This window comes from Aestuariibaculum sediminum, from assembly GCF_014596945.1.
Taxonomy (GTDB): Bacteria; Bacteroidota; Bacteroidia; order Flavobacteriales; family Flavobacteriaceae; genus Aestuariibaculum; species Aestuariibaculum sediminum.
Map to the genome: position 1 here is coordinate 83703 of NZ_JACVXB010000009.1, position 19435 is coordinate 103137.

Sequence of the window (19435 nt, forward strand, 5' to 3'; positions counted from 1 at the left end):
TTAATACCTATGAAATCATATACCGTTTCAGAATTATTATCACAACATATAACACCTAACTCAGAAGTAGAAATTAAAGGCTGGGTAAGAACATTTAGAGCAAACCGGTTTATTGCTTTAAACGATGGTTCAACATTAAATAACATTCAATGTGTTGTAGATTTTGAAAATTTTGATGAAGCACTATTGAAACGTATCACCACAGGTGCAGCGATTCATATAAAAGGCGATTTAGTTGAGAGTCAAGGTAAAGGCCAATCTGTAGAAATACAAGCCAATTTTGTAGATGTTTTAGGAGATTCTGATCCGGAAACATATCCGATTCAACCCAAAAAACACTCTTTCGAATTCTTAAGAGAAAATGCGCACTTACGTACTAGAACTAATACCTTTAGTGCAGTTATGCGCTTACGTTCGGCGTTATCGTTTGCTATACATAAATACTTTAACGAGAACGGATTTTATTACATGCATGCGCCTATTATTACTGGAAGTGATGCCGAAGGGGCTGGTGAAATGTTTAGGGTAACCAGCTTAGACTCTAAAAAACCACCATTAAATGAAGCCGGCGAAGTAGATTACAGTAAGGATTTCTTCGGAAAAGAAACAAACTTAACAGTATCAGGGCAATTAGAAGCCGAAACCTACGCCATGTCTTTAGGTAAGGTTTATACTTTCGGACCTACGTTTAGAGCTGAAAACTCGAATACATCAAGACATCTGGCCGAGTTCTGGATGATTGAACCAGAAGTAGCTTTCATGGATTTACCTGGCAATATGGATTTAGCTGAAGATTTCATGAAATCGGTAATAAAATACGTTCTGGAAAACAATAAAGAAGATTTAGAATTTTTAGATAAACGCTTACAGGACGAAGACAAGAAAAAACCACAGGCCGAACGTAGCCCAATGACGTTAATTGAAAAGTTAAAATTCGTTACCGACAACAACTTTAAACGTGTAAGCTACACTGAAGCCATTGATATTTTGCGCAACAGCAAACCTAATAAGAAAAAGAAATTTAAATATATTATCGACGAGTGGGGTGCCGATTTACAAAGTGAACACGAGCGTTACTTAGTAGAAAAACACTTTAATTGTCCTGTTATATTATTTGATTATCCTGCAAACATTAAGGCATTTTACATGCGTTTAAACGACGATGGAAAAACCGTACGTGCCATGGATATCCTATTCCCTGGTATTGGTGAAATTGTAGGAGGTGCGCAACGTGAAGAGCGCCTGGACGTTTTAAAAGAAAAAATGGCTGCAATAAATATCCCTGAAGAAGAACTTTGGTGGTACTTAGATTTACGTAAATTTGGTACGGCAGTTCACTCTGGTTTTGGTTTAGGCTTTGAGCGTTTGGTTATGTTCGCTACAGGTATGAGCAATATTAGAGATGTAATTCCGTTTCCTAGAACACCACAAAATGCAGAATTTTAAAAACATCAAACAAATGGTTACACATCAGTAAAAGTTTTTTTACTTTTATCTAAATCCCAATCGCAACATGCTCAAGCAACATTTACAATTTAAATTATCGCAAAAGCTGTCTCCGCAACAAATTCAATTAATGAAATTGATACAGTTGCCTACGCAGGCTTTTGAGCAACGCGTAAAACAAGAATTAGAAGAAAATCCAGCTCTAGATAGTGGTAAAGAATCTTTAGATACAGATTTTGATTCGGATTTTGACAATTCTAATGATGAGTATAACGATAGTGAAACCATAGGGAATGATGAGATAAATGTTGATGAATACCTGAGTGACGATGAGATTCCAGATTATCGTATGCAGGCTAATAATTACAGCAGCGACGATGAGGAAAAAAGTATGCCATATGCAGCAGGAACATCGTTTACGCAACATTTAATTAATCAGCTAAATACTTACCGCCTTGACGAAGAAGAACGGGAAATAGCCGAATTTTTGGTAGGTAGCGTTGATGAAAGTGGATACATACGTCGATCACTTTCTGATATCATGGACGATTTAGCATTTACCCAAAACGTCTATACATCCGAAGAAAAAATAAATAAAGTTTTAAAAATTGTTCATCAGTTAGACCCTGCGGGTGTAGGGGCACGTAATTTGCAAGAATGTTTAAGTATTCAATTGCACCGCAAGGACAAAACACCAGATACGGAGTTGGCAATAGACATTATTGATAATGCTTTTGAGCAGTTTACAAAAAAGCATTACAAAAAACTATTACAAAAATTTGATGTTACTGAATTGCAACTAAAAGACGCCATTCACGAAATTGAACATTTAAATCCAAAACCTGGCGGTTCTTATGCGGGTAACAACCGTATAGTGGAACATGTTGTTCCCGATTTTGCCATTAAAATTGTAGATGGAGAACTAGAGCTCACTTTAAATGGTCGAAATGCCCCGGAACTTCACGTGTCTCGAGGTTATAACGACATGCTTAAAGGCTATAAAGAATCAAAGGAAAAATCGAAATCTCAAAAAGATGCCGTTATCTTTATAAAACAAAAGCTAGATGCCGCCAAATGGTTTATTGAAGCTATAAAGCAACGTCAACAAACCTTGTTTGTTACCATGAGTGCCATTATGCATTATCAGGAAGAATATTTTTTAACGGGCGACGAGCGCAACTTAAAACCCATGATTTTAAAAGATATTGCCGATGAAATTAATATGGACGTTTCAACGGTATCGCGGGTAGCCAACAGCAAATATGTAGATACACCGTACGGCACTAAACTGATCAAGGAGTTCTTTTCGGAAGCTATGAAAAATGATCAGGGAGAAGACGTATCAACCCGAGAAATCAAGAAGATTTTAGAAACTGTAATAGAAGAAGAAAATAAGAAAAAACCATTAACCGATGAAAATTTAGCTTCTATTTTAAAAGATAAAGGCTATCCAATTGCACGACGTACAGTCGCAAAATACAGAGAACAGCTCGATATACCAGTTGCTCGGTTACGTAAAAAAATATAATGGGTAAGATTTTAAAGAGTATTTCGTTTATATTTCATCCGTTAATAATGCCTATTCTTGGTGTTATTTTTTACTTTTCAAAATCGCCACGATATATACCAAGAGAAATTATTCAGGCAAAATTAATAGCCCTTTTTATTCTAACAGTACTGCTTCCAATTATATTTTATTTCTTGCTTAAAACATTAGGAAAGGTATCATCTATTTACATGCCCGACGTTAAAGAACGCGTTTTACCTTTAGCCATAAACTGTATTGTTACAATTGTTATTTTACAGCGCATATTAACCCCTAACCAAATTATTGAGCTTTATTATTTCTTTTTAGGTATTTTAATATCATCAATGACCTGCCTTATGCTTGCTGTTTTTAAATTCAAGGCCAGTATACACATGATTGCAATTTCGGGAGTTTTTATGTATTTCATAGCTCTAAGTATCCATTTTAACATAAATATTAATGGAACTTTAGCTTTAATGAGTATTATTACTGGAGCAGTAGCTACATCCCGATTACACGTAAATGCGCATACGAATATTGAACTGATTTTAGGATTTTTCGTAGGATTAATTCCGCAATTAATTTTGGTCCCTTATTGGCTATAATACATAAAAGATTAACCCCACCTTTATACTGTTTAAATCGATATTTTCTCCATTTATTTTTGTGTCTTCAGAGATAATTGGGGTTAAGGCATAATATAGGTGTAAATTCCAGGTATTATAACCAGTGCTCAGTGTTAAACCATACTGAAACTTTTCGAATAATTTCAGATTCTGATACTCTACATTACCTAAATCACCTCGATATTTAAATCTGTTATTAAACATATAACCAAATTTTATTCCTGGGTAAACCCTCCAGAATTTATAAACTTCTGGGGTAGACGTCCGCCACCGAAATTCAAAAGGTATTTCTACGTAATGATTCGTATACTTGTTTCTAGTATAGGTATCACCGTCTAATATAATATTATCGTCTAAGCTCTGATTATTGTCTCTACTTAAATATAAATTATTATTGTAGGTATTCGTGCCATACCCCAGTCCTAAAGCAATAGCGACGTTCCTACGCTTGTTTAAGGGCATATCTTTCATAATGCCAATAAACAATCCATTGGAAATTCCATTTTGCTGAAAATCTTCTGGTGTTTTCCCAAAGAAATTATAAGTAACTCCAAGATAGAATTGGTCTTCTTTATACAAGGAATCTATAACTTTGGTCTGCTCTAAAACCTGAGCCTGAACCACACTAACCACTTGTGAAATTATAGCAACCAATAAAATCAGATGTCTTTTGTACACGTTGGTAAAGATTTAATTATTGACTATAAATTTATCATTTAATTTTATATCCTATAAAAAATAAAAGCGTTTTGATTTCTCAAAACGCTTTTACTATATAAAATTAAGAATTAAAATCTATTGTTCTACTACACTTCCTTTTTTGGTGGTGTAGTTAATTTTTAGCGCATTTACTTTACGCAATTCTTTCTTAATATCACTTACCAGTCCCATATTAGCATCACTATCTACTTTTAATGCCGTAGTTAAAAAAGGAACTAGTTCTTCTCTTTTGGATGCGCGCTCTGCTGCAATAAAGGCAGCAATTTCACTTACATCGGCAAACTTATCGTTTAGCTGTATTTTGGCTGAACTACCATATTGCTTAGCGTAGTTTTCACTAGGCTTACCTGCATAGATATACATAACCAAATCTTTCTTATCAAGTTTTTCAACCTGATCAGCAAAAGGAAGATTATTTTCAACCATTAACGTATTTTGCCTCATTACAGTTGCAACCATAAAGAAGAATAATAACATGAATACAATATCTGGAAGTGACGCCGTTGATATTGCGGGCATATCGCCGCTTTTTTTCTTATTAAATTTAGCCATAAAATGTTAAATTTTAATTATTGTACTTCCGAAAGCTTTTGAGGATATTCTAATTTTATCTTCTCAATTTGCTCTTTCAATTTAGTCTTATTTCCTGGCCAGTTAACATCGTCGTAATTTGCTTCCATTTCTGCAAATGTTATACCGTATAAATCTGTGGCTCTACGATCTCTTAAAACGTTGTATGCAGCAACTAATTCATTTTGTACTGCGATATACGTTTTATAAGTCGTTTCACGTTCATTTTTCAATGAAATAATAGCCTTATCCGGATTATCAGAAGATTCAGAATCTTTTGCACCTTTACAGTAATCGCAAGAACCGTCTCCTCCATTATCTAAGAAATCGATTGCCGCCTGACGAAGATCTTTAAGTTCCATACGTTCATCTTCAACAAGAAGCTCATCTTTACCATTTAATAAAACCGTAAAAATATTCTTCTTTTTAATTACAGGAGGCTGTACGTTTTCATCTTCCATAGGTGGTAACTTACGGTTGATTCCTGCATCTGTTTCAATAGTAGTTGTTACTAAGAAAAATATTAACAGTAAAAACGCGATGTCGGCCATGGAGCCCGCATTTACTTCAGGAGCTGCTCTTTTTGCCATATCTTATTTTTTTATTTATGTAACAATTTTTTTATACTTGAAAGCAGTGTTGCCCCAATTGCCGTAGCTGAAAGGATATAGAAAGCAATTAACCCAGCACCTACATTTTTAGAAATACTTTCGGTTATACCTAATCCTTTTGCGTTAAATGGTTCTAAATTTAAATCTGTACCTGATGATATCATGTAAGAAATAAAAATAACGGCTAAAAATAGCCCCACGGTTAATAACGTCTTTTTAATATTGCCTGCAAACAGACCTTTTATCACGTATATAACAATTAATGCTAATACAATGAAAAGCACAGTATAGGTAACATATAAAATGTTATCTATTAGCCCTTCAGAGTCTGAGGTCATAATCATTAGTGCTAATATGGCACCAACAATACCCAGAGCATAAGCTATATACTTAAGTATTTTATGTAATTTCATAATTCGTGTTTTGTTTTATTATTACTTTTTGTTTCTGATTAATAGGTCCATTAACGTAATAGAAGCATCTTCCATATTGTTAACGATACTATCAATCTTAGCAATAATATAGTTGTAGAATACTTGAAGTATCATCGCTACAACAAGACCGAATACTGTTGTTAAAAGTGCTACTTTAATACCACCAGCTACAAGAGACGGTTGCATATCACCAGCTGCTTCAATTTTATCGAATGCTGCAATCATACCAATTACCGTACCCATGAATCCTAACATTGGAGCTAAGGCAATAAATAAAGAAATCCAAGACACGTTTTTCTCTAACTGTCCCATTTGTACACCTCCGTAAGCTACAACAGCTTTTTCTACAGCGTCTAAACCTTCGTCGGTTCTGTCTAAACCTTGGTAATAGATAGAAGCAACAGGTCCTTTAGTATTTCTACAAACTTCTTTAGCAGCTTCAACACCTCCAGAGTTTAAGGCATCTTCTACTTCTTGAGTTAATTTTTTAGTGTTTGTAGTTGAAAGGTTTAAAAAGATAATTCTCTCGATAGCAATTGCTAAACCTAAGATTAAACATAAAAGTACAATCCCCATAAATCCAGGACCACCTTCAATAAATCTCTTTTTTAATTCTTGATGAAACCCAAGTTCTTCTGCAGGAGCATCAGCACCATCATCTTGAGTTGTTGTTACTACAGTAGTTGCAGCTGCAGTTGTGCTTGCGTTTGTAGTTGCATTAACAGTTCCAAAAGCCATCATTCCAGTAATGGCAAGGATAGAAAATAATCTTTTCATGTTCTAGATCTTAATTTTATTAGTTAAAGTGTTAAAGATATAAAAAAAATACAATTTAAAAATATATTTCAGCAGAGAGGAAGGGATTCGAACCCTCGATACGCTTTTGGCGTATACACACTTTCCAGGCGTGCGCCTTCGACCACTCGGCCACCTCTCTGTATTTTTCCCTGTACTTTTTTCGGGGGCTCAAATAACAAAAAATTCTTTGAACGCTAAAATTTTAGGGGTTATTTTTAAGTCAAATTACCTAATAGTATTATTTCTTACGTTGATTTAACATATTTTCGGTAATCGATTATATTTTTTCCGACATAATTATCATTATATATAATGATTTTATTTGATAGCCCTGAATTATTTATGTAAGGTTAAATGAATTTCTTGTTGTGGTTTTGTTTTTATAATGATTAACCCTGAATCCATTTGGTATTCGGCATCTATTTTAAATTCATTATTCCCAAATGGATTTTGCAGTTTCAATGTTCCTCCTTTTTCCGAAATAATATTAACGTTGGTAACTTGATTACCCACCTGCTGTGCCGAAACTAAAAACGCACCTTCGGTTCGCAAGGTATTAAAATGAACATCGCTCCAATAATCGGGAATCGCAGGAAATAATTTAATAACGCCAGTATGACTTTGAATTAACATTTCCTGAACGGCCGCGGCAAAAGCAAAATTACCTTCTAAAGTAAACGGGCGATATTTAAATTTGGAATAACCTTTATTATGTTGTTCTCCATTAACATGAAATGAATTTGGCAAACAAAAATTTTCGGCAAATATTTTTAATGTTCTACTCGCAGCATCACCATTAAAAACTCGTGCCTGTAAGTTGGCGAGCCAACTAAAAGAATAGCCCGTAAAAAAATCGGAACCTTTATTCTCTAAATGACGAATTGTATTGTCAATTATAGTTTTATCAGCTTCACCTTTACTGTAATCTATTAATCCGAGAGGGTGAAAAGCTAATAAATGCGAAAAATGACGATGTGAATTTTCATAATGATGTTCGGGCGCTAACATTAGACCTTCATTTTCGTCTATCGCAAAAAACGGCCATTCTAATAATAAGGCTTGCCATTGTTTTGCTTCTTCTGTTTTACCAAGTTCCAAGGCCAACTCAGCTGCTTTTTCGTAAGTCCAACGAATTGCAGCCAGATCAAAATTGGTTGTTTCGCCAAACCAGGCATCTCTAGAATTATTATGAACTTCAGGACTGGCACTAATAGGTAATTTTCTATACCCATTTTCATTTTTCACAGATACTTCTTTAAAAAATAACGCCACATCTTTAATCCATGGATACGCTTCATTTTTTAAGAATGCTCTATCCATACTGTAACGCCAATGCAAATAAAAATGCTGACTTAACCATCCAGATACGGTTGGCCCAAATGCATACTGAATCCATCCTCCCATGGGCTGTCCGGTTAAAGTGGTTACTCCTGGCACTGCAAGTCCGTCAGATTCGTAGTAGGTTTTAGTATAAGTTTTAAAATTATCTTTATTCTTTAACAACCAAGCCAAATAACCATTTTCCAAGTCGAGATGATTAGCTGAATATGCTGGCCAGTAACTTAACTGCGTATTTAAATCGTGATGAAAATCACCTTTCCATGGTGGTAATTTACCATTATCGGCAGTCCAAACGGCTTGTAATGAAATTGGAGGAGCTCCGTCTCGCGCCGCCGAACCGAATTTATACTGTTCTAAATACCATTGCTTTTCTATAATTCTGTCCGGAACACTTATTGATGATTTAGACCAATAATCTTCCCACCACACTTTATGCGAAGCAAAGTCCTTATTAAAACCACGCTCCAAAGCCCGATTGGTTACGATATTTGAAGTCGGTACTTTATCCAAATCAGGAAAATGTGCACTAATACTCCAACACCCGACTAAGGTGCTTTCTTTATATTCCCAGGATACATTAACATCATATTTAAAGCCACCCCACCCGTTTTGAGTATAAGTTATGCTATTGGAATCATCTGCTATATCACCCATTTTATACCCTAAGCGTCTTAAGTCCTGTCCTGCTACTGGTGAATCTTCACCAGCTTCACCCTCTAAACTATAAGCTGGAGGAACAAGTACTGGCTTAAATTTATCTGAAACCCCTTTAAACATAAACCATCCTACTTTTTCAGTAGCATGAACAAAAGAGGTGAGTTCTGTACCATTTTTCCATTTAACAACACCAACAGCATTCGCCACTGATAATCTCGTTGTATCTACCTCGCCAAAATCGTTTATATTAAATTCTAACGCTGCCCCTGGTATTTTAGAAGGCGCAGGCGATTTGTCGTAAGGGGCATCGAATCGATTTTGAACTGCCTTATAATTATTGTTTTTCCACTGCTCATAAACCCATGAAAATTTATAATCAGGGGTATTCAGGTTTTCCATCGGGCGAAGATCCCACAAATTAACATTATCTAACGACATTCGTAATCGTCCTTCTTTTTCCCATAGCAGGGAACCAATTACACCATTACCAAGAGGCATAGCTTCATCCCAGGAAGTTGCTAATGTTTTTGAAATTAAATCATTCTCCGTAAAAGTAATTTCAGGTGCTTTTGAAGATTTAGAACAGGATAATTGAAATAAAACAACAAGACAGAGTAATAGATTTTTCATATTGAAATGCTAATATCTTTTTAAGTTAGTCTTCAAAAAAACGATATTATGCTCAATAATTGAAATAAACGATTAAGTTTTTACTTATTAATAATGACAAGTTATACGTATTTAAGACATTTCACCTCTTAGAGGTGTTTCAAAAATGGTTTTGAATACTTTGCTTGAAACACGCTGCCCCAACATATACATTAGTTTACTTATGGCAGCTTCGGTAGTCATATCTTTTCCTGAAATAACACCAATTTCTTTTAATCTATTACTTGTATCATAGTGTCCCATAATAACACTACCCCCTGCACACTGCGTTACGTTTACCACATGAATTCCTCGATTTACTGCATTTTCAAGCGCATTTAAAAACCAAGATTCGGTAGTAGCATTTCCTGCGCCGTAGGTTTCAATAATTACTGCCTTCAAGCCAGCTGTATTTAAAATATTTTCTAGAACAACCGCAGACATCCCTGGAAATATTTTAATTAATGCAATTCGAGTATCAAGCGTTTTGTTGACTTGAAACCCTTTCTTTGCATTTGGTTTAAAAAGATAATTCTTATTCACTTTTAAATGCACACCAGAAGTAATTAATTCTGGGTAATTTGGTGATGTAAATGCTTCAAAATGTTCGGCATTTATTTTTGTGGTTCGGTTGGCACGATATAATTTGTACTCAAAATACAAACACACTTCCTTTACAACTGGTTTACCATTTACTTGAAGTGCTGCCACCTGAATAGAAGTGATTAAATTTTCTTTAGCGTCGGTACGCAAATCACCAATAGGCAATTGCGACCCTGTAAATATCACAGGTTTTGCTAAATTTTCTAACATAAAACTTAAAGCGGAAGCAGTATAACTCATGGTATCGCTACCATGTAAAACAACAAACCCATCAAATTGTTTATAATTTGAAGCAATGATATCTGCTATTTTAACCCAATAATCAGGATTCATATTACTGGAATCTATAGGGTCGTTAAAAGAAACTGTGTCTATCTCACAATCTAAAAGCTGTAATTCTGGTATTTGCTTTAATAGATTTTTAAAATTAAACGCTTTTAATGTTCCTGTTTTAGCATCCTTTACCATACCTATGGTACCGCCCGTATAAATAAGTAATATGTTAGGTTTTGTTGAACTCATAAACGTTTTAAACTTCAAATTAAACTCCAAATATTTCTTTCGAATTCTTGGTCGTTATATTGGCAATCTCTTCCTTTGAAATACCATAAATATCAGCTAACTTTTCCAATACTTTAATAATGTATGCACTTTCATTACGCTTTCCACGATAAGGCACTGGCGAAAGGTATGGCGCATCGGTTTCTAAAACAATGTGTTTCAATGGAATTTCATTTAAAAATTGATCGATTTTACCATTTTTAAACGTAGCAACCCCACCAATACCAAGTTTCATATTGTAAGACATGGCTTTGTGAGCTTGTTCCAACGTGCCGGTGAAGCAATGAAAAACACCAAAAAGCTCATCCCCTTTAACCTCTTCAAGTACTTCAAAAATCTCATCGAAAGCCTCCCGACAATGAATTACGATCGGTAATTTATAATGTTTAGCTAATTCAATTTGATATTTAAATGCCTCTTTTTGAATTTCCAAAGTACTTTTATCCCAGTACAAGTCGATTCCTATCTCACCAATTGCATAGAAATGATGCGCAGAAAGCATAGCTTCAATATGTTTCAACTCTTCTTTATAGTTTTCCTTTACATGCGTTGGGTGCAATCCAGACATTAAAAACACATGGTTGGGAAAATCCTTTTCCAATTGCAACATAGCTTCGGTATACGTTGAATCTATAGCAGGAACAAAAAATCTGGATACGCCTTCATTAATGGCGCGATGAATCATTTCGTTGCGATCTTCATCAAAAGCCTCACTATATAAATGGGTATGTGTATCGGTAATTATCATGGGGTAAAAATATAAAAGTCAATAGTTTTAATAGCCTTGTTTCACATATTTTTAGGGAACTCTTATATTAGATAATATATGACTTTTACGTTTTTTTTAACCTCAGTCTAATGGTTATTATATTACTTTTATCATCAAATATTTAGCTATGGAAAATTCTTTAAGCACTTTTCTTCTAGAAAAAGGTTACACCCGCGTAAAATTACACTTTACAAAAACCAATCATTTTGAAATAAAAGCTTCTATTAATGGTGTTAAAGGATTATTTATTTTGGACACAGGTGCGTCTAACTCCTGTGTTGGCTTTGATGCTGTAGACACTTTTAAACTTAAGGTAAAAGACTCGGAAATTTTGGCCGCAGGAGCAGGTGCCATAAATATGGAAACCAAAATGTCTAAAAAGAATAAATTAAAGATTGGTAAATGGAAAAAAAACAAGGTGGTTTTGGTTTTGTTTAACTTAAGCCATGTAAATTCAGCGCTTATCAATCACAACTCAAAACCCGTTGATGGCATTATTGGTGCCGACATTTTAAAAAAATCGAAAGCCGTTATCGACTACGAGAAAAAATACCTATACTTAAAATTATAAATTACTATATTTACTCTATATAAATAGTAGTTTATAATACTCCCATAGTTTAATGAAACCTTCAATTATAATTGCGGACGACCATCCGCTGATGCTTCGTGGTTTGTCCGATTTTTTAATATCAAAAGGATTTGAAATAGTTGGTAGTGCACAAGATGGCAATGCTGCCTATAATCTTATTGTTAAACTAAAACCAGATATCGCCGTTTTAGATATAAGAATGCCACATAAAACAGGACTAGAAATTGCTGAAGCCTGTTTAAAAAACAACATCGACACCAAAATTATTTTAATAACATTTGACAAAGAAGAAGAACTGTATGACCGTGCTAAATCGCTTCACGTTTACGGTTACATACTAAAGGAATTTGCCATTGAGGAAATTGAGCAATGTATTAGTCAAGTCGTACAAGGAAAACCTTATTTCAGTGAAGAGATTGCTTCTTATTTAGACATGAATACCAACGGTCATAAACCCAAAAATTTAGACCTTCTAACCAAATCCGAATTAAAAATTGTAAAATTAATTTCAGAAAATAAAACAAGCCAGGAAATAGCAAACGAACTTACCATATCGGTAAGAACCGTAGACAAACACCGTAGTAACATAATCAATAAATTAGAACTCAACGACAAACCAACATCTTTAAGTATTTGGGCCAATAATAACCGGGAGTACTTGCAAAATAAGTAATACTGCTTATTTTAAATGATAGCATAATTGCCTAAATTTATTTTGCTATTAATTAAAGTTTTTGAGTGGATGATAAATAAGCCTTAAGCATTTATGTTTAGGGCCTTTTTTTATCCCAAAAATGAAATTATCTCAAAAAATACGTAGAACTGCGTATTTTTTTTAACAATAACACGCCTTACCTTTATCATGCTATTAATTAATTCTTAGGGAGGATTATAAGAAGGGCTCTGGACTGTATGGTTTGGAGCTTCTTTTTTTTCCGCTAGAATACAACCCTCAAATAAAATACGTAGAACTGCGTATTTTTTTTAACAAGAATATACTATACCTTTACAAGGCTATTAATTAATTCTTAGGGAGGGTTATAAAAAAGGCTCTAAACTGTATGGTTTGGAGCTTCTTTTTTTCTGCTAGAATACAACCCTCAAATAAAATACGTAGAACTGCGTATTTTTTTTAACAAGAATATACTATACCTTTACTAGGCTATTAATTAATTCTTAGGGAGGATTATAAAAAAGGCTCTAAACTGTATGGTTTGGAGCTTCTTTTTTTCTGCTAGAATACAACCCTCAAATAAAATACGTAGAACTGCGTATTTTTTTTACTACCAGAGCTTATTACTTTTATTCTATTAATTATCAACCTATTATTTAATTATCATATTTTACCCCAATGAAAAAAGAAAACGAGCAACTAGACAAATACTTTATAATAGGCTTGTCAGCCCTTGTAATCATTGTAATCGCAATAAATATTTTAGTTTTATTTTAGTTAGTTTCAAAAAAAAAGTACCAACACATCTATTGGTACTTTTTTTATTGACTTTACTGAAGTTATTATAGTTCTAATGCTTTCTTAACATCGTTGTCCATTAACAACTCCACTGGGTTCTCTATAGCCTCTTTAATAGCAACTAAAAACCCTACACTTTCTTTCCCATCGATAATTCGATGATCATATGACAATGCTACATACATCATTGGGTGAATTTCAACATTACCATTAACTGCTATAGGACGCTCGATAATATTGTGCATTCCTAAAATTCCACTTTGAGGAGGGTTAATGATTGGTGTAGACAACATACTTCCAAAAACACCTCCATTAGTAATGGTAAATGTTCCTCCGGTCATTTCATCAACAGTAATTTGACCATCACGCGCACGTAACGCCAAACGCTTCACTTCAGATTCCACACCTCTAAAACTTAAATTCTCCGCATTACGAATAACAGGAACCATTAAGCCTTTAGGCCCAGAAACCGCAATACTAATATCACAGAAATCATAAGATACCATTTCCTTTTCGTCGATCATAGAATTTACTGCCGGATACATTTTTAATGCTCTCACTACAGCTAAAGTAAAGAAACTCATAAACCCTAAGCCAACACCATGTTTCGTTTTAAAAGCTTCCTTATATTCGTTTCTCAAATCGAAAATTGGCGTCATGTTAACTTCATTAAACGTTGTTAACATGGCTGTTGTGTTTTTGGCTTCAACTAAACGCTCTGCTACTTTACGACGTAACATAGACATTTTAGTTCTTGAAGTACCACGACTGCCTCCAGCCGGTGTTCCCATTGAAGGCACAGCCTTAACAGCATCTTCTTTTGTAACACGACCATCTTTTCCGGTTCCAGAAACAGATGCCGCTTCAATACCTTTTTCAGCTAATATCTTTTTCGCTGCCGGACTCGCCGTACCCGTAGCATAAGTTTTAGTTTCCGACGCAGCAGGAGCAGGAGTTTCTGCTTTGGGAGCTTCTGCTTTTTCCTCTGCTTTAGGCGCATCGCTACCCTCAGGTTTCTCGGCGCTCGTATCAATTAAACAAACTACTGCGCCAACAGCTACAGCATCGCCTTCTTCAGCTTTTAATGTAATTATTCCACTAACCTCAGCAGGTAATTCCAGGGTAGCTTTGTCACTATCAACCTCTGCAATGGCTTGGTCTTTTTCTACATAATCACCGTCTTCAACCAGCCATGTTGCTATTTCCACTTCTGTGATGGATTCTCCTGGCGAAGGCACTTTCATTTCTAAAATCATTATTTTATAATTTTAATTGAATTTTTTAATTTTTAATATCACTAATTGTTATCGAAAACAGCATCAATAACGCGTTTTTGTCTACGTTTATCTCGTGTACTTGAACCAGGTGCAGGCACCGAGTTGTATGGTCTTGCATAACATTCTAATTTAACCAATTCCATACGCTGTGCCATGTGCATCCAAGCGCCCATATTTTTAGGTTCTTCTTGTGCCCAAGCATATTCTTTAACGTTTGGATAACGGTTAATAACCTCCTGAATCCTGTCTAAATGTAACGGGAATAATTGCTCGAAACGCACAAGGGCAACATCATCTCTTTGAAGTTCTTCTCGTTCCGCTAATAAATCGTAATAGAATTTACCGGTACAGAACACCAGCTTTTTAACATTCTCTGGTGCTACAGTATCATCTATAACTTCTTGAAATGCTCCAGTAGCCAATTCATTGATACTCGACACGGCTTTTGGATGACGCAATAAACTTTTTGGAGTAAATACAATTAATGGCTTTCTAAAATTACGTTTCATTTGGCGACGTAATAAGTGGAAGAAATTGGCTGGCGTTGTACAATCTGCAACTACCATATTGTCTTCACCACATAACTGTAAGTAGCGTTCTATTCTAGCTGAAGAGTGTTCAGACCCTTGACCTTCATATCCGTGAGGCAATAAAACTACAATACCATTTTGTGCTTTCCATTTATCTTCAGCAGCCGATAAATACTGGTCGAAAATAATTTGTGCTCCATTACTAAAATCACCAAACTGAGCTTCCCAAATAGTTAACGTGTTTGGGTTTGCCATAGCGTAGCCATAGTCGAAACCTAGCACACCATATTCTGATAAAAAGGAGTTGTAAATGTACATCTCTCCTTTATTTTCAGGGTTAGTATTTAATAAATTTATACGATCTTCTGAAATTTCATCACGTAAAATAGCATGTCTGTGACTAAAGGTTCCACGCTCCACATCCTGACCTGAAATACGCACATTAAAACCTTCTTCCAGTAAACTTCCGTAAGCTAAGGTTTCGGCCATTCCCCAATCCAAAGTATCTGTTTCAAATACCATCTTGGCCCGACCTTCTAAAATACGCTCTGCTTTACGAACAAACTTCACACCATCAGGAACTGTTGAAACTATTTTAGAAATGCCTTCCAATTTATCTTTGGTATAGCTTGTGTCAACAGGCTTAAGCATCCCTTCCAGTTCAGATCGCTCAAAACCTTGCCAGCGTTCCTGCATAAACTCTCTTACCTTTGATGATTCGGCTTCTCGCGCTTTAGCATATTCGGATTCCAGAGTATCCTTAAACTCGTTAACAATCGCTTTCTTATAACCTTCATCAATAGTATTTTCGGCAATTAATTTACTTGAATATATATCGAACGGATTTTTATGTTTAGCGATAGCTTTATACAGCTTAGGTTGTGTAAAACGGGGCTCATCACCTTCGTTATGTCCGTATTTACGATATCCTAATAAATCGATATAAACATCTTTTTTGTATCGCATTCTGTAATCCAATGCCAACTCAACGGCATGTACAACCGCTTCGGCGTCATCGGCATTTACGTGCAATACCGGCGATAAAGTTACCTTTGCCACGTCGGTACAGTAAGTACTTGATCGGGCATCTAAATAGTTAGTTGTAAATCCAATTTGGTTATTTACCACGATATGCACCGTACCTCCGGTTTTATATCCTGCTAATTGGCTCATTTGTGCTACTTCATAGGCAATACCTTGTCCAGCAATAGCAGCATCACCATGCACAACTATTGGAATGATTTTAGAATCATCGCCATTGTAATCATCATCGATCTTAGCTCTTGTAATACCTTCGGCCACAGAAGCTACAGTTTCCAGATGCGATGGGTTTGGCACAAGATTCATTTTAATATTCTTGCCATTTTGGTACGTTTTATCTAATGTTAAACCTAGGTGGTACTTAACATCACCATCGATATTTTCATCTTCGAAATCCTTACCATCAAACTCACTAAAGAGCTCATGCATTGGTTTTCTGAAAATATTAACCAATGTACTTAAGCGACCACGGTGCGCCATACCAAGCACACATTCTTTTACACCATATTTTTCTACAGCATAAAACAACACATTACTAATGGCTGGAATTAACGACTCGCCTCCTTCTAAAGAAAATCGCTTTTGCCCAACATATTTAGTTTGCAAAAAGTTTTCGAAAGTAACAGCCTGATTTAATTTAGAAAGAATGTATTTTTTCTTATCTGCATCAAAATTAGGTTGATTATCGTTTAAATTCAATTTACTCTGCCACCACGAAATAACTTCAGGGTTACGCAGGTACATATACTCGACACCAACTGAACTACAATAAATTCTGTCTAAATGCCCCAATATTTCACGTAGAGGTTTAGCACCAATACCTAAAACATCGCCTGCATTAAATACAGTATCTAAATCGTTTTCGGATAAACCGAAATTTTCTAAATCTAAAGTAGGTGTGTAAGTTCTTCTGTCACGCACCGGATTTGTTTTAGTAAACAAATGCCCTCGCATTCTGTATCCGTCAATTAGCTTAAGAACCTGAAATTCTTTTTGAAGGTACTCAGGCATTTGCGCCGAAACACCTTCTACAATTTCTCCGTTTACCCCATAGTTTTCACTTCCAAAATCGTAACCTTGAAAAAAGGCCCTCCAACTCGGTTCTACGGCATCAGGATTTTGTAAATATTGATCGTATAAATCGGCAAAATAAGCTGTATGCGCTGCGTTTAAAAAGGAATATTTATCCATTATAATATTTAAATCACTATCTATTAGTCAAATTTACCGGCAAAAATACAACTTTTGCGAAAATTAGATGTTTATTTTACTATATTTATCAGTATCACTATAACGTTATCATTAAATATTAAGTTTTAACGTTAATTTGTTAAAATATTCTAAGAAACTAAGTATGATTAATTTCAGAAACAAAAAATCTTTACTGCTTTTATTAACAATTATTTGGAGTTTTAACACTTTATCGGCACAGGACATTGAAAACGACTTCTGGAAACATGTTCGCTTTGGAGGCGGGATTGGTTTAAGTTTTGGAAATGGCTTTTTTAGTGGCACATTAGCGCCCAGCGCACTCTATCAGGTTAACAATAATCTGGCTTTGGGTGTTGGCTTAAATGGCACCTATAACCGAAGCCGGGACTTTTATAAATCGACCATTTTTGGCGGGAGCCTTATTGGCTTATACAATCCTATTAATGCGCTTCAAATTTCAGCTGAGTTCGAAGAACTTCATGTAACTAGAAAATTTGACAATAATAATTTCCGATCTGAAAATTATTGGTATCCCGCTCTATTTTTAGGTGCAGGATTTAGAAACCGAAATGTAACATTTGGTGTTCGTTACGATGTTTTATACGATAGAAATAAGAGCATTTACGCCGATGCCTGGGCTCCCTTTGTGCGGGTGTATTTTTAACAATATTTAAACTATCTATATTTATATCTAAACCAAACTTTTTGCCATTCTCGTTTTAAAATTAAAAACGACACCGCTTCAGATAATTGTAATACATCCGTTCCATCTAGTGCCTTTACCTGTTGCTCTGAAACATCTACGATGTAAAGCAAGTTTAAATAATCGATAAATTTTTCCTGAATAAGTTTATAAACCGTTTCATGTAAGATTAATTTGAGGCTGGAAGGCAATATATCTTCATCAAAATCTAAATCGATATTTGCCAACAAAAAATCTTTGTTCAACTGATTCACCAGATTATGATATAATTCCAATTGGTTAGCTTCAGCTATCAGGTCGTCGAAGTTAGAAGGCAGCTGCATTATACGTTTCTATGCATTAAACTTAACCCAAAAGCTTTTAATATTTCCTTTTTACTAGCAGGGATATTTAAAGTTTCTAAAACACCAAATGCTTTGTTTGTATAATTTTCAATTTCTTTTCTAGTAGCATCGGCCGCTCCACTGGATTTAAAAATTTGCTTGGCAGTTTCTATTTTATCGGTTGGATCGGGTGGTGTTAAACTAAACAAATGCTGAAGCTCCAATGTATTATCTTCTGAAGCAAATTCAACTGCTTTTATGTATAAATAGGTCTTTTTATTTTCAATGATATCGCCACCTACTTGCTTACCAAAACTTTTGGGATCACCAAAAGCATCTAGATAATCATCTTGTAACTGAAACGCAATTCCTAAATTTTTACCAAATTCATAAATACCATTCTGATCGGCTTCGGAAGCCTTTGCCACTATAGCTCCCATTTTCATAGCAGCACCAACAAGTACAGCAGTTTTATATTCAATCATTTTTAAATATTCCTGAATAGTCACATCGTCTCGAATTTCGAAATCGACGTCATACTGCTGCCCTTCGCATACTTCTAATGCTGTTTTACTAAACAATTTAGCCAACGCCTGAAATACTGACGGTTCGTAATTTTCAAACAACTGATACGCCATAATTAACATAGCGTCGCCAGACAAAATACCGGTATTAATATCCCATTTTTCATGCACAGTTTCCTGACCTCGCCTAAGTGGGGCATCATCCATGATATCATCGTGAATTAATGAGAAATTATGAAACACCTCAATACTCAAGGCCGCGTCTAATGCATTCGTATAGTCGGAATTAAACGCTTCGGCTGTCATTAAAGTAAGTACAGGTCGCAATCGTTTACCGCCTAATTGTAGAATATAATTAATAGGATTATACAAAGAAACAGGTTCGCGCTGCGTCGCAAATCCTTCCAAATACTTTGTTACCGCGTCTTGGTAAAATTTAATGTTTTGCAT

At 35.1% G+C, this 19435-nt stretch carries 18 protein-coding genes and 1 tRNA gene; 6 read left to right on the plus strand and 13 right to left on the minus strand.

Translation table 11 applies throughout. From position 1 onward, the window contains the following. Window positions 1–9 precede the first annotated feature (9 nt). From asnS to ICJ83_RS15430, 3 genes are all read left to right on the plus strand, one after another. Entirely contained in the window at window positions 10–1446 is a 1437-nt protein-coding gene (gene asnS, locus ICJ83_RS15420; RefSeq protein WP_188231305.1) for an asparagine--tRNA ligase, read from the plus strand. 67 nt (window positions 1447–1513) lie between these two features. Further along, on the plus strand, window positions 1514–2974 hold the full coding sequence (gene rpoN / locus ICJ83_RS15425) for an RNA polymerase factor sigma-54 (RefSeq protein WP_188231306.1): 1461 nt from the start codon (window positions 1514–1516) through the stop codon (window positions 2972–2974). Continuing rightward, complete coding sequence (locus tag ICJ83_RS15430; protein WP_188231307.1) at window positions 2974–3579, plus strand: hypothetical protein; 606 nt, start codon at window positions 2974–2976, stop codon at window positions 3577–3579. Before rpoN ends, ICJ83_RS15430 begins: the two co-directional genes overlap by 1 nt. Here ICJ83_RS15430 and ICJ83_RS15435 read toward each other — a convergent pair. The 9 genes from ICJ83_RS15435 to ICJ83_RS15475 all read right to left on the minus strand — a co-directional run bounded on the left by ICJ83_RS15435 (window position 3574) and on the right by ICJ83_RS15475 (window position 11291). Next, on the minus strand, window positions 3574–4278 hold the full coding sequence (locus ICJ83_RS15435) for a porin family protein (RefSeq protein ID WP_188231308.1): 705 nt from the start codon (window positions 4276–4278) through the stop codon (window positions 3574–3576). The genes ICJ83_RS15430 and ICJ83_RS15435 overlap by 6 nt on opposite strands. A gap of 117 nt (window positions 4279–4395) precedes the next feature. Beyond that, the gene (locus tag ICJ83_RS15440; protein ID WP_188231309.1) at window positions 4396–4872 is read right to left on the minus strand and encodes an ExbD/TolR family protein; all 477 of its coding nucleotides are present in this window, start codon (window positions 4870–4872) and stop codon (window positions 4396–4398) included. 17 nt (window positions 4873–4889) lie between these two features. Then, window positions 4890–5480 carry an ExbD/TolR family protein gene (locus ICJ83_RS15445; protein WP_188231310.1) on the minus strand — a complete coding sequence of 197 codons (591 nt, stop codon included), beginning with the start codon at window positions 5478–5480 and terminating at the stop codon, window positions 4890–4892. An 11-nt stretch (window positions 5481–5491) separates the two neighbouring features. Continuing rightward, window positions 5492–5914: a hypothetical protein gene (locus ICJ83_RS15450; protein WP_188231311.1), complete on the minus strand. Its 423-nt coding sequence runs from the start codon at window positions 5912–5914 to the stop codon at window positions 5492–5494. Window positions 5915–5935: 21 nt separating this feature from the next. Continuing rightward, window positions 5936–6712, minus strand: a complete 777-nt coding sequence (locus ICJ83_RS15455) for a MotA/TolQ/ExbB proton channel family protein (RefSeq protein ID WP_188231312.1) — start codon at window positions 6710–6712, stop codon at window positions 5936–5938. Window positions 6713–6784: 72 nt separating this feature from the next. Then, window positions 6785–6872 (minus strand) — tRNA-Ser (locus ICJ83_RS15460). 197 nt (window positions 6873–7069) lie between these two features. Further along, a complete protein-coding gene (locus ICJ83_RS15465; RefSeq protein ID WP_188231313.1) occupies window positions 7070–9361 on the minus strand; it encodes a glycosyl hydrolase family 95 catalytic domain-containing protein in 2292 nt (763 codons plus the stop codon). Window positions 9362–9472: 111 nt separating this feature from the next. After that, window positions 9473–10504, minus strand: coding sequence for an asparaginase (locus ICJ83_RS15470; protein ID WP_188231314.1), 1032 nt, complete (start codon window positions 10502–10504; stop codon window positions 9473–9475). 19 nt (window positions 10505–10523) lie between these two features. Next, window positions 10524–11291 (minus strand): TatD family hydrolase, encoded by a 768-nt coding sequence (locus ICJ83_RS15475; RefSeq protein ID WP_188231315.1) that lies wholly within the window; start codon window positions 11289–11291, stop codon window positions 10524–10526. Between the two features lie 148 nt (window positions 11292–11439). Between ICJ83_RS15475 and ICJ83_RS15480 the strand changes: the two genes are divergently transcribed. Further along, a complete protein-coding gene (locus ICJ83_RS15480) occupies window positions 11440–11883 on the plus strand; it encodes a retropepsin-like aspartic protease (protein WP_188231316.1) in 444 nt (147 codons plus the stop codon). A 52-nt stretch (window positions 11884–11935) separates the two neighbouring features. Continuing rightward, window positions 11936–12577 carry a response regulator gene (locus ICJ83_RS15485; protein ID WP_188231317.1) on the plus strand — a complete coding sequence of 214 codons (642 nt, stop codon included), beginning with the start codon at window positions 11936–11938 and terminating at the stop codon, window positions 12575–12577. Window positions 12578–13419: 842 nt separating this feature from the next. Here the strand turns inward: ICJ83_RS15485 and odhB are convergent. Next, a complete protein-coding gene (gene odhB / locus ICJ83_RS15490; RefSeq protein WP_188231318.1) occupies window positions 13420–14631 on the minus strand; it encodes a 2-oxoglutarate dehydrogenase complex dihydrolipoyllysine-residue succinyltransferase in 1212 nt (403 codons plus the stop codon). A gap of 41 nt (window positions 14632–14672) precedes the next feature. After that, complete coding sequence (locus ICJ83_RS15495) at window positions 14673–17414, minus strand: 2-oxoglutarate dehydrogenase E1 component (RefSeq protein ID WP_188231319.1); 2742 nt, start codon at window positions 17412–17414, stop codon at window positions 14673–14675. A gap of 163 nt (window positions 17415–17577) precedes the next feature. Between ICJ83_RS15495 and ICJ83_RS15500 the strand changes: the two genes are divergently transcribed. Beyond that, entirely contained in the window at window positions 17578–18099 is a 522-nt protein-coding gene (locus ICJ83_RS15500; RefSeq protein ID WP_188231320.1) for an alpha-ketoglutarate decarboxylase, read from the plus strand. 11 nt (window positions 18100–18110) lie between these two features. Here the strand turns inward: ICJ83_RS15500 and ICJ83_RS15505 are convergent, their stop codons facing one another. Further along, entirely contained in the window at window positions 18111–18461 is a 351-nt protein-coding gene (locus tag ICJ83_RS15505; protein WP_188231321.1) for a hypothetical protein, read from the minus strand. Then, window positions 18461–19435 (minus strand): polyprenyl synthetase family protein, encoded by a 975-nt coding sequence (locus ICJ83_RS15510; protein ID WP_188231322.1) that lies wholly within the window; start codon window positions 19433–19435, stop codon window positions 18461–18463. The genes ICJ83_RS15505 and ICJ83_RS15510 overlap by 1 nt, the downstream gene beginning before the upstream one ends.